We start from the raw sequence: 12,566 nt of genomic DNA on the forward strand, positions 1-12,566 counted from the left end.
TCGTTCCGGACCGCCGGGAATCCCGCTGGTCCTACGCCACTTCATAATAATCGCGAGGCGCTCTTCCGCCGCTCGAATGCTCGTCTGCATGAGAGACGAGTGAGCTTGTTGTTGACGGTGATTTTTGTCCTGTGTTTATGGAGATCGACAGGCGTCTGGTACGGCTATCCAGCAAGCTTTGATGAGGCGAGCGGCGAAGGTTCGCTGCCGATGAAGCTTTTACTCTACAGCCTGGTTCCTTTGATCAGTATTTACATCATTTTGGATCTACGAAATGTGGGTATAGCGCTTCTTCGGATGCCCGCTTTGATTTCCATCACGATTGCATTTTGTTTCCTTTCGGTACTGGTTTCGATCGACGCTGCGGGCTCTATTCGCGGCCTATTTGCGGCCGGACTGATCACATCGGGCGTTCTGTTTTACCGGCTCAAGTTCGGCGTCTTGAAAACGATGGAGACCTTGGCGGCATTCTTCGTGGTCCTGGCCTTTGCAAACGTCGCCTACACCATCCTCTTCCCGCAATATGCGGTCATGCGAGGCTCCTATGCCGGCATGGTCAAAGGTCTGCACTATCATAAGAACGGTTTGGGCCAAACGACAGCGATCGGGCTGATTTTTATACTGAACTTCTGGAAGATGGGACTTGATCTTCGCTATAGAAGCATCATCGGCATCTTGGCAGTCCTGTGTAGTATCGTCCTTATATTGCTTGCTAGGTCTTCGACCGCCGTCGTTCTTGTCGTTATTGGCTGTGGTGGCGTTTTCTTCCTGCGCCACATTCAGAATATTAGGGTTCCACTCGCGAGGCTTGGGATCTTCGTGATGGTGATGTTTGTTCTCGCAGCATTGTCAACCACCTATATGTTTGTCGCTGAGGCCATCGCCGCCGCTTTCGACAAAGATGTCACGCTCTCGGGTCGATCCGGAATATGGGAGCAACTCCTACCATTGATCGGACAGAGACCTATCCTCGGTTACGGCTTTGCGATGTTTCGAGATCCAGTCGTTATCGACACCTACGTCAAAGCGACATTCACGGTTCGATCGGTCCATAACAGCTATCTGGAGCAGGCTCTCAATATTGGCGTCATCGGAACGTCCTGCTTTGTGGGCTTCCTGCTCATCCGCCTGGCCACGAAATTCATCAAAGTTGTTCAAGACCTCGAACTGCAGCGTGCGCAAGCAGTTGAAATCATCGTCATTACGCTGGTCATGATGGGTTCGTTCACCGAAGCAGGACGTTTCATGGCGCCTGTGGATGGTTGGGCCATCATGATCGCAATGCTTCCATTCAGCACTTATGCCGCCCAGCACAGGCAGACATAGGCAAAGCTGGCGCTTAAAAGCGTGACTTTCGTGAATTTAAGTACAAAAAGACAGAACCAAAATATGCACAGGAAAAGATGAAGATAAATTATCGCCCCGATATCGATGGTTTACGGGCAGTAGCCGTATCTGCTGTCGTGCTTTTTCATTATAATATACCTTATTTCCAGAACGGTTATTTAGGAGTTGATGTATTCTTTGTTATCAGTGGATTCCTGATTACATCGATAATATATAACGAGATCTCAGCCGGCAATTTCACCTATAAAAAGTTTTACGCCCGCAGATTTCGACGCATTTTACCAGCACTGATCGTTGTTGTAGCGGTGACAACGCTGCTGGCTTGCTTCATATTACCTCCGTTCGAACTTAAACGATATGCAGTCACAGCCATCGCAGCTCTCGCAGGACTATCGAATTTCGCATTCTACCAATTTGTAGACTATTTTTCACCGACAGCAGATAAGCAGCTTTTGCTGATGACTTGGTCGCTCGGCGTAGAAGAACAATTCTACCTTTTGTTTCCGCCACTGCTTGTATTTATTATCTCAAGACGAAAGTCATTTGTCCTTCCTGTTCTCGCGTTAATCGTCGTACTTTCCTTCGTTATGGCAGCCGGAATGAACGCATATCGGCCTGACGCTGCCTTTTACCTTATTCCATTTCGTGCTTGGGAATTGGGAGCCGGTGCCCTTCTTGCTGTCTCAGCTGCAGGCAGATGGAGTGAACGCTTATCGGCAGTTCAGACTGAGGTGATAGGGCTCCTCTCGGTCGCACTGATCGGCTCGGCCCTCTTTCTAGACGCTAATGTGCCTATCGTCGTACGCAACCTGTGTGCTGTGGCTGGCACGGTCCTTCTCATCATGTCGGGAAGATCGTTCACAAACCGACACGTGCTTGCTTCTCGCTTATTGGTAGGAATCGGCATCATTTCCTACTCCTGGTATCTATGGCATTGGCTTCCCGCCAGCATGATCCATCTGCTCGAAATAAAAATCGGATATGTACCTCGTATTGCGTTGATATTTGCAACCTTGATGCTCGGAATCGCAAGCTATCACTTCGTCGAAAAGCCCTTCCGCAAGCCTTCGTCAAACGATACAACAACCATACTTAAATATGCAGCTGCAGTCTGCCTGACAATATCGCCGTTGTGTATACTCGTCGCAACCTCTGGGCTGTCCGCTTATACCTACCCCCCTGTGCGTGATATAGAAGCAGAAATAAGGGGATCTTTCGGCAACCCATGTCTTGCATCCTACGGCGTTTCAACGCCGAGAGTTACACCACCATGCATGACCGCAGCCAGCAACGCCGCCGTGGCTTTGATCGGCGATAGCCACGCGAATGCTTTGGCAGACGGTATAAAAGACTTCGCAGCATCTCGATCATCCGATTTCTACCAGTTCACGAAGTCGTCCTGCCCGCCTCTAAACGGTTACACGCGCTATATGTCAAACCGGAAGGGGCACGATAAGGAATGCTCAATGTATATGAGCGCCGTTTTCGAAATCTTGGACGCGCATCCTGAAGTTAACGTGGTCATCCTCGCTGGATATTGGGCGGCCTCATTTGATGAGGAGTATCTAGGCTTCCGTTACGTGCCGTCAGGTTCCGACGGGAGCTTCGTATCCGCAGAAGATAGCCGGAGAAATCTGGAACAAGGCCTCAATCAGACGATAACATCTCTGCAGAAGCCTGGAAGAAAGATAATCTTAGTCCAGGATGTGCCTCGTTTTGACGTCGACCCATACACAGGAATGCTGGCGCAACTTATTCCACTTCGTGGCTGGCTGACGTCTATTGCAACCGCACCGATAACAAGTCTTGAAGACCCAAACCGGATTTCCATGTCACGAGTAAAACAAGATACGGCGCGCAATATCGTTAACAACGTTTTCGAAAAGCATCCCGAAGTTCAGATACTCGATCCGTTCGCAGGGATGTGCAATCAACTCGGCTGCGTCTTCAAAAAGGACAACCTTGTCTACTACGGCGACTCACAGCATCTCTCCAAATCAGGCGCAAAATATTTATCAAGATACTTGACCAATTAGTAGTGTGTCTTACAAGCGATTTTTGGCTAACTGAATTAGGGAAAATGTGACTTCAAGTTGCGACGGAGAACTCTACGTACTACTAGCGATGAAACGCTCGTCTTACCCGTACAGCTCTGACTTACCATTACAATGCAGGGAGCTGTGGTTCAAATTCGTATTCGCATAGTAAAATATACCGGTAATCTATCCTGTATAATTTAGGCTCTCCATAATAGAGGTATTGATATGATTTATAAGCCGGAAATTGATGGCCTGAGATCGGTAGCCGTTTTATCTGTATTGGTATTCCATCTTGGCTCCCCTTATATTACCGGGGGATTCACAGGGGTCGATATTTTCTTCGTGATCTCGGGGTATTTGATCACCGACATTATCAACAGGGGAATGCAGGACAATAACTTCAGTATCGTGAATTTCTATAGAAGACGCGCTCTACGCATCCTCCCGCCGCTTATGGTCGTGTTATTGGCGGTCACTACAGCGGCATCACTCGTCTTTCTACCGGAAGAAATTAAGGATTACGGAAAATCTGTCCTATGGACAGCTCTTTTTTCCTCAAACATATTTTTTTTCAAGGAGATAAACTACTTCAACCCGGAAGCAAAATTCAACCCGCTCCTCCATACATGGTCTCTGGCTGTTGAGGAGCAGTTCTATATTGTAGTCCCGATACTGTTCTACATCTGCTATCGATTTTTTCGCCCACACGTCAAAATCATATTTGTGGCGTCAGTATTGATATCGTTCATACTCAGCGTCGCTTTGATATTTATCTCTCAGAAAGCCACATTCTATCTGCTTCCCACACGTTACTGGGAAATGGGCCTTGGATCGATCATCGCCCTCTACGGGTTGCATCAGAAGTTCACCGGCAAAGCGGCAGACGCTGTCTCAGTTGTCGGCGTTATGTTTTTGTTAGCGTCGCTGTTCATGTTGACAGAGAGCGTGCCATTCCCGGGACCAGCCGCGATCCTGCCAACTGTTGGAGCCTGCTGCATTATCATAGCTGGGCGAAACGGGATTGCTGGTCGGTGGCTATCTCGCCCGACACCCGTATTTATCGGCAAGATTTCCTATTCCCTCTATCTCTGGCATTGGCCGCTGATCGTATTTTATCGACTGCTCTACGCGCCGGAAATTACGTTTCTGCCGGGCCTGCTCATCGCTCTTGTTGCACTTCTGCTGGCCTTTGCAAGCTACCACATTGTCGAAACGCCGTTGCGCAGGACGCCCGCACGGATCGGAAATTTTCGGGTTCTTGGCAGCGCAGCGGTGTCGTTGGCGGTCCTTATCGGGGTGGGAGTCCTACTTCAAAAGTTCTCAAACAAGATCAATGACTATCCTCCCGAAGTCATGCGACTTGCAGCTTTTAATGAATACGACAAGACCCCTGAAGCCGAGCGGCAGTATCGTAAGGATCAGTGCTTTATCACATCCGGAACTTCGGGTGGCTCCAATGCTTTCAAGCGAGACATTTGCCTCGCCGCTAAGCCGGACGGAAAGCCAAGATATCTGCTGATAGGCGATAGCCAGGCGGCTCATCTTTGGGGCGCGCTCCAGAGCGCACGTGACGACATCGATCTCATGCAGGCCACCGCATCAGGATGCAAGCCGACAATCGAAACTGAAGGTGAGCGCCGCTGCGTCAACCTCATGACGAGCGTTCTGGGCGATTTCATTACTCCGCAAACGGTTGATACGGTCGTCTTTAGCGCGCGGTGGCAACAGGACGATCTCCCAGGCCTGCAGAAGACTATTGAGGAACTGCGAGGACGCGGAATCAGCAAAATCGTCGTTCTCGGCCCGACTGTGGAATATTCGCAAAGCGCACCATTGATCCTTGCCCGTATTGCATGGGGGAGGGCCGGAAAGCTCTCCGACTACAGAATTGAGCAGCGAAACGAGCTTGACGAAACAATGCGAGCATTCGCGGACAAGAACAAGGTTGAGTACATTTCACTCTACAAAACAGTATGCCCAAACAACAACTGCATAGACGCCGTCAATGGGGTGCCGGTTCAGTCGGATTATGGGCACTTCACGGATGTGGGATCAAAGCTTGTGGCGGGGATAATAGCTGGGCGGCTTTGAAGTCCGCTGAAGGTTTGTCGCTGCTGGAAACGGAACGCGCCGAACAGAATTTCAACTCCCGAGTTCGGTAACTGCACGCTCTCTGGAACTGATGACCTTAAGCATCTGGTAGCACCTCTACCAGATGCGACCAACCAGTTGCCATAAGACCCAGCCTAAACCGACCAGAAGTGTCCAACCTATGAGCACCCCTAACATCATCACATAGATACGAGGCATCGCCTGCTCCTCAATGAGGCCTCTTAATCGCACTAAAATGGCCGGCGCTGACATTCCTAAATTCGATCTATGAGTTTCTGCGTTCCCACTTATATTTCGAGTTAGGGCGGGCAGATTCGTGGCTGGCATCGAGTTTGATCGCGGAATCGATCTCCACCAAGGCGTGGAAAACATACGTTTCTCTGTGAGCGGTTGACCAAGCGCGCCGGCGGGTTGCGGTCTAACTTAACTCAGTTCAAGGTGAACATATGTTAGCAGCTCTATGGTCGATATTGCTAATTGCCTGAACTGCCGGCGGACGCAGCGGCGATACACATCATCGCATGTCATCATCGAGCGGATATACGCTCGCTATCGTAAGGTATGAGATCCTCATCCTACAATATCGTCGTGGAGCTTCCATCGATCTTGAGGACAGTCAATACCCCCGTTGCATAGGCCTTCGTGTCGATCCCGATCCGATTTGGGCCCATCGATGGCTGGCGGCTTGCCGTGTGGCCATGCACCACCACAAGGTCCAATCCCGGCCCGCTGCTGATGAAGGGCTCGCGGATCCACATCATGTCCTCGTCGCTCTGCGAATCCATCTCCACGCCTGGTCGGATACCGGCATGGACAAAGAGGTGACGACCGATCTGGACGCTTACGGGGAGACCTTTCAGGAAGAAAAAGTCGTCTACAGGGATCGCTTCCGAGATCAGATGCGCAAGCCGTGCATTCGGTAGGCTGGATCTGGATCTCGATGTTAGGTAGTCAATATCCAGACCATAGGACATCAGCGTTGCGCGCCCGCCTGCGGCGATCCAAGCGTCCAGTTTGTCCGGATGGTCCAGAAGCGATGAGAGCGTGTCATCGTGGTTTCCACAAAGAGCGATGCGCTTCACTCTGGGGTCACAAGGTTGCCGAAGATGCGCCAGCACCCCCGCAGAATTGGAGCCGCGATCGACATAGTCGCCGAGCAGAATAACCAGTCCCTTATTTCCGCTGCTTCCTAGATCCTGCAGTATGCGTGCTTCAGCCTTAATCAGCTGGTCGAGGCAACCGTGGACGTCTCCGATCGCATAAATTGGATAGAGCGAAGGATGATCGGCAAGATTTATCCGACGCCGTCGTTGCCGTACGGCATGGATCGGATTTTTGACAAAAACTTTTCTCAAGAGACTAAAGGCCATTTGGACACACTAGCCTCTATCAGATTGAAGGACCGTTTCTGAATGATGGTTATCTCAATCATACGGGCCAAAGCTTGGCGATTTCCTTGCGAGGAGGACGCGAAGTCAAGGAGTGCCCGTAAACCAGATCAATTCGCCTGAAATATGGCTAGACATTGAGGGTGCTGGGGAAAGTGCCTCCTGAAGCAAACGCGGCATCGGCGCAACCCAATCAAGATCATTGAGACGCCGCGTTCCATTCCGATCCCGACTTACTCGCACGTGGACATACAGTGTGCTGTGACACTCACCAGGCAACCTTGCGGGTTATCCAAAGCAGAGAAGTGCCACTCTGTGCGAGCGCCTGGGACAAAAAAAGGTGCGGTAGCGCTTACCAAGTTTGCCCCTACCACGTAACGTCGTGCCAGATGGCCAAGGGTTACAAGCCAGTGCCGCCCGTCATTTCGTTCTTGATTGTTGCAAGGATAATTCTGAGATCGAGCCACAAGTTGTAGTTCTGGATATAATAAAGGTCGCATAGAACACGAGCGCGCGCATGAACCGGGTCTGTCGTCGGGCCGCGCCAACCGCGGATCTGCGCAAGACCAGTAATGCCGGGGCGGACATTGTGACGATCATGATAGTTCGGCACGAGGTCTTCATAGGGGCGACCAGCGGCCAGCATGCCTATAGCGTGGCACCGTGGCCCAACCACCGACATGTCGCCGCGCAGCACATTGATGAACTGAGGCAGCTCATCCAAGCTGCTCTTGCGCAAGAATGCGCCGATACGCGTTATGCGAGCATCCCCTACCACGGTCTGGGCAACACCCGTGACGTCGCATTTATCCGTTGCCATCGACCTGAACTTCAAGACCTGGATCGGCTTCTGCCCAAAGCCCCATCGGGTTTGCTTAAAGAATATCGGCCCGCGACTATCCAATTTGATTGCAATCGCAATCATGAGGAAAACAGGAAAGAGCAGAATTAGAACAAAGAGCGAGAAAGCAAAATCAAATGTCCGCTTGGATATAGACTGCGCAGCGGAGGGTAAAGCGGAGGCGTCAGTTAAGTCCATCGACTGCGCTGCAGCGCTATTCAATGTACCTACAACGAATTTCTCGTTTGCATGTCCGGTGATTGAATTCATAACCCACAAGCCCAGATTAAATAATGTTAATGTACAATAGCGGTAAAACGCATTTACGTCACTATCGTAATTAACAAATAGTTAACTCACGCATAGGTTCCGGATATCACCAGTCCAGGCGACTAAATTAGGCAGAAACGCACACTTATGTATGGTTTTAAGCGAAATTTTTGATCTTTACGGTACTCTTTTTGTCATATTATTATTTACTTAAATATAATGTACATTTTTTCTACTTAATTGACCGTGACTAATTTTGGGCTACCAGTATAGGAATACTTTAATTCGAGTTCCCTTCGCAGACTTGAAACGTGGTTTCCCACCAATCCTCATCCGGGCCACCTTGAGCCCGATCCGAAATCGCCTACAGTTTAACTCAATAAAGATACCGGCTGGAACTGAGCGGTAGTTGCCTCAAACGCTTGGCGCGGGATGGAATTCGGGAAAAATTCCAAAGAATTGCAAACACATCTCAAATCTGCAGCGATCTTACTGACTCGTTGCTCACGTTCTAGTTGTTTCTCAGCGGGTGTCATTCTTGCAAGATCGCTGCGCAGTCTTGAGCGAAAGACGCCAGTCGACGAGGCGATAAAGCGCGCAGATCGCGCCATAGAGGCATCAAGGAATTTGCATCGATGATGTAGGAAAGGTGCAACAGAAGGAACGTACCTTCCTTACTTCACCCAAATTGACAGCGTATGATGGAGCCCGTATGCCATCTCGATCTTCCTCCGTCGAGAAAAGACCGATGTAAAACACAAAGCAAATCCGTCATGAAGATCGACGTAAGCTCGCCGTCCTCGCCACGATCAGTTCCACTAGGCAGCGTATTTCCTGCGATCGCAGGATCACTTCCGAGGCTCTATATCGTCGTGTTGCAGGCGCCGAAGCAATGGCGCTTCGGCCGAAATGCTTTTAGGAACTAGATCCGACACGCCAAGTCATGCCGAAGAACTCGCCTGAATCTTCCGCTTGAGCCTCCGACGGACGCTAAAGCCAACCAAAGGCTACGCCTCGTTTCCTTCTTTATAGTAGCGCGCGTAAGTGGCAGAGTAATATTCGCTGGAGCCATACATGCGGTACAGTTTCATCTTTTCCTGGTCGACCTTGTTCAACACAACGCCCAAGCACTTGTCGTAAAGGCGTGCCTCTTTGGTCATGACTTGGCGAACCACTTGCCGCGCAGTTTTCCCCCATTCGACCACAAACAGGAAGCCGTCTATGCGGCTGGCGATTGCGCGCGCATCGACAACCGGCCCTACTGGTGGCAAGTCGATGACTATGTAGTCTGCCTCGGCACCGAGCACATTCAGAAGATTGGCCATAGCATTGGAAGACAAGAGTTCGGAGGAATGCGGTACGCGGTGGCGAATGATCGCCGGCAGGAAGGAAAGCTGGGTGGCCGGGTCATGCTGCATGACACTGCGCGGGTCTTCGCCGTTGAGCAGAACCTCGAGCAGGCCACCCTGAGCAGTGACATTCATCGCCCGGGTAGCGCCGGGATTGCGAAGGTCCGCATCGATCAGAATGGCGCGCGCGCCCTGGCTCGCCAACAATTTGGCGAAGTTGATGGAGATTGTCGATTTGCCTTCGCCGGGGATGGCAGACGTTACCCCGATTATTTTGCATTGCTTGCCGACAAAGGCCATGTCGGCGGCAATCTTGCCACTTCGCATTGTTTCCGCGAAAGCCGACAATGGATTGTTGACGACGTAATTAACGACCGCACCACCCACAGCAGCAGGCCCTCCGCGCATAGTCGATTTGGTTGGATCGATCGCGGGTGCAATTCCGATGAATTCAACGCCGAGAACGTCGCGAACCTGGTCACCGGTGCGGAAGAACCTGTCCCGGAATTCTCTGAACGCGCCGAGTCCGCAACCTACCATCACGCCCGCTAAGCCAAAGAGCGCCAGAAACAGCGGCTTTCTCGGATAGCTTGGAGCGATGCTGACTGTTGCTTGCGTGATAACGCGAGCTTCGGTCACAGGAAATGTCTGCTGCTGAATGGCTTCCTGATAGCGCTGAAGGAATAGCTGATACTGATTTTTGTAGCTTTCCGAAGTGCGCTGAAGCTCTCGCAATTGGACCTGGTTTTCACTAGCGGATGCGCTAACCGCGGTCGCCTGTGCGAGGCTGTCACGCAGCGACTTCTCGCGTGCCGTGGCAACATCGAGATCGCTTCGATAGCTCTGCGCGATCCGGTTCAACTCTTCGAACATAAGGCGCTTATATTCGTTCATCTCGCGCCGTAGCCGGACAGCCTGGACGTGATCGGGCCCAAGACGACTTGAAATGTCAGCCTCAACCTTGGAGGCATCGAGATATTTCTTGCGCAGATCGGTGGAAATGGAATTGCCCAGAACGTCGGTCACGATCGCATCTGTTTGGCCGCTAGCAATGATCTCTTGTATGCGATCAAGCCGGGCGCGGGCCTTAGCGGTATCGGATTCCGCCGTCAGAAGAGCGGTATTTAATTCTCCCAATTGCTGATCGGTAACAAGCTGATCGCCGACCGAAACGAGACCATGGGCAGCTCTAAACTTTTGAACTGCAAGATCCGCGTTCAGAGAGTCTTGCCGCAGTTCCGCAATGCGGTCCTGAAGCCAATCGCTCGCCCGGCGGGTCGCGTCATATTTCGAGCTCAACTTGTCGACGAGGTAGGCGTCACCGATAGCGTTTGCAATCTTGGCCGCAAGTTCAGCAGAGGGCGATTGATAATCGATCTCCAACACATAGGTTTTGCCCACGCGCGAGACATTCAGGTTGGCCTTAAGCTGGGCGGCAGCTGCAAGCCGTGCGGCATCCGTGCTTTGAGCGTCAGAAGCGCCATCACTGGAAAACAACGAGCCGATCGCACGCAGCGTCTGGCGAATGGTCGCAACCAGTGAAAAACCGGAGCGATTAAAGTCTGGGTCGTTCGTCAGGTTCAACTTGTCGACCACGGCAAGGGCGATCGTGTCGGATTGCAGCAGCTCGACCTGGCTCAGAATGGAGGTCTCGTCATCCGGAACAGTGCCGATGGTCGACATCTGCTCCACGACCTGACTGTTGTTTCGATCGATCAGGACATTGACTGTCGATGTGTAATACGGGGTCGCGGTGAAGACGAAGATCAGCCCGAGGACGCTTGCGATCGCGCCGCAAAGCACGACCACGTGCCATTGGCGACGTGCAGCACTGATCAGCGCGTCAATGTCGAGAACGTCGCTCAACGCGCTTTTCTCGCCACTTTCCTCACGAAAATCGTTCGATAAATTACGATTGTGGAGCAACTGCTGACCTCTTGTGGTGCGTGGAGCAGGAGGCCGCAACGCGGCAGCCTGCAAAAGTCGTTTTGTCTCAAGGCAGTCTGAACTGAAATTAGTTCAGACGCTGAACACTTGTCTTCGTGGATGCAGCATCACCCGCCACACCTGACACGGTTGACGTTACGGAGTTAAGCAAGTTGAGGAACTTGATGATCTCGACAGAATCCGAGTTCGAGACGTAGATCACATCCTTGTCCTGCATCGGGAATTTCTGAACCGCGAAGAATGCGGAAGGGTCACGCAGGTTCGCACGGAACACAACCGGCACCATGTCGGACGGGAATTTGTCGACGTTGACGCTCAAGCGTTGCAGGAACTGTTTCGGCACGACGCGATACAGCAGCACCTGTGCCGGGTTTGCACGGGAGTCGAGTAGTCCGCCCGCCTTGCCAAGCGCCTCGCCGAGCGTCAGGTCGGTTTCTTCGAAATCGAAGCGACCGTTCAGGCCGGATGCGCCGAAGGCCAAATAGGTCCGACGCTCCCGATCGACGATGATCGTATCGTCGGGCGCGACGAATACGTTCTCGCTTGGGGTATTGACGAGGCGCTCATAAAGCACCGTGGCAGAGCGTCCCTTGCGCTGCAGCGTGACGTAGGTTTCCGAACCTGGCGCATTCAGACCGCCAGCTTGGGAAATGACGTCGAGGATGCGATCCCCGCCTTCGCTCAACTCGACCTTTGCCGGCGCCTTCACGTCTCCCAACACAGCCACACGGGCCGATCTGGAAGAGACCTTGTTGATGAGAACCTGTGGCTCGATCGCACGATTGGCCAACGTTTTTTCGATATCCCGCTGCAGATCGATCGTTTGACGTCCTGCGGCCCGCACAAGGCCGGCGTAGGGAACACTGATGTACCCGTTCCGACCAATGGTCTGCGACGGTAGTGTTACGAAGTTGCCCGGTCGGCTTCCCGCATCTGCAGGAATAAACAATCCACCCGGCTGCGATTCAAAAATGGACACTTGCACAACATCGCCCACACCCAGCGAAATATTGGGAATGACATTGCTTGCCGCGCCAAAGCTGCCAAAACTCGCGAGCGCCCGCGTTTCGCTGGCGTAGGCAAGGACTGCCTTGTTGATATCGACCAGCGCGTAATCGATACCGACGGTTTTATTGGCAGCAGAAACGGTGACTGCAGCACTGGATTCAACCGCTCTGTACCCGGGGCCCGACTGAGGAGTACTCGTGCAACCGCTCAAGGCGATCATCGATAACGCCAAAGCTATTATCTGTCTTTTTTCGGCTCTCACTAC

Annotated in this window: 7 protein-coding genes; 3 read left to right on the forward strand and 4 right to left on the reverse strand. The window is 52.0% G+C overall.

What is annotated here, in order from left to right; genetic code table 11:
• Positions 1 to 99: 99 nt before the first annotated feature.
• The 3 genes from QZ862_RS10360 (at position 100) to QZ862_RS10370 (ending at position 5,477) form a co-directional block, all read left to right on the forward strand.
• On the forward strand, positions 100 to 1,326 hold the full coding sequence (locus QZ862_RS10360; protein WP_296099611.1) for an O-antigen ligase family protein: 1,227 nt from the start codon (positions 100 to 102) through the stop codon (positions 1,324 to 1,326).
• A 77-nt stretch (positions 1,327 to 1,403) separates the two neighbouring features.
• Positions 1,404 to 3,383 carry an acyltransferase family protein gene (locus QZ862_RS10365; protein ID WP_296099615.1) on the forward strand — a complete coding sequence of 660 codons (1,980 nt, stop codon included), beginning with the start codon at positions 1,404 to 1,406 and terminating at the stop codon, positions 3,381 to 3,383.
• A gap of 228 nt (positions 3,384 to 3,611) precedes the next feature.
• Complete coding sequence (locus QZ862_RS10370) at positions 3,612 to 5,477, forward strand: acyltransferase family protein (protein WP_296099617.1); 1,866 nt, start codon at positions 3,612 to 3,614, stop codon at positions 5,475 to 5,477.
• Between the two features lie 596 nt (positions 5,478 to 6,073).
• On the opposite strand, the gene QZ862_RS10375 is transcribed toward QZ862_RS10370, so the two are convergent.
• The 4 genes from QZ862_RS10375 to QZ862_RS10390 form a co-directional block, all read right to left on the reverse strand.
• Complete coding sequence (locus QZ862_RS10375; RefSeq protein ID WP_296099620.1) at positions 6,074 to 6,853, reverse strand: metallophosphoesterase family protein; 780 nt, start codon at positions 6,851 to 6,853, stop codon at positions 6,074 to 6,076.
• A 433-nt stretch (positions 6,854 to 7,286) separates the two neighbouring features.
• Positions 7,287 to 7,925, reverse strand: a complete 639-nt coding sequence (locus QZ862_RS10380) for a sugar transferase (RefSeq protein ID WP_296085235.1) — start codon at positions 7,923 to 7,925, stop codon at positions 7,287 to 7,289.
• Positions 7,926 to 9,004: 1,079 nt separating this feature from the next.
• A complete protein-coding gene (locus tag QZ862_RS10385) occupies positions 9,005 to 11,212 on the reverse strand; it encodes a polysaccharide biosynthesis tyrosine autokinase (protein WP_296099622.1) in 2,208 nt (735 codons plus the stop codon).
• 148 nt (positions 11,213 to 11,360) lie between these two features.
• The gene (locus QZ862_RS10390; protein WP_296085196.1) at positions 11,361 to 12,521 is read right to left on the reverse strand and encodes a polysaccharide biosynthesis/export family protein; all 1,161 of its coding nucleotides are present in this window, start codon (positions 12,519 to 12,521) and stop codon (positions 11,361 to 11,363) included.
• Between the last annotated feature and the right edge of the window lie 45 nt (positions 12,522 to 12,566).

This window comes from uncultured Agrobacterium sp. (assembly GCA_913777615.1).
Lineage (GTDB): Bacteria > Pseudomonadota > Alphaproteobacteria > Rhizobiales > Rhizobiaceae > Agrobacterium.

Coding starts and splice junctions, on each gene's coding strand:
- QZ862_RS10365 (WP_296099615.1), top strand. CDS start 1,404: ATGAAGATAAATTATCGCCCCGATATCGATGGTTTACGGGCAGTAGCC.
- QZ862_RS10370 (WP_296099617.1), top strand. CDS start 3,612: ATGATTTATAAGCCGGAAATTGATGGCCTGAGATCGGTAGCCGTTTTA.
- QZ862_RS10380 (WP_296085235.1), bottom strand. CDS start 7,925: ATGGACTTAACTGACGCCTCCGCTTTACCCTCCGCTGCGCAGTCTATA.
- QZ862_RS10390 (WP_296085196.1), bottom strand. CDS start 12,521: ATGATCGCCTTGAGCGGTTGCACGAGTACTCCTCAGTCGGGCCCCGGG.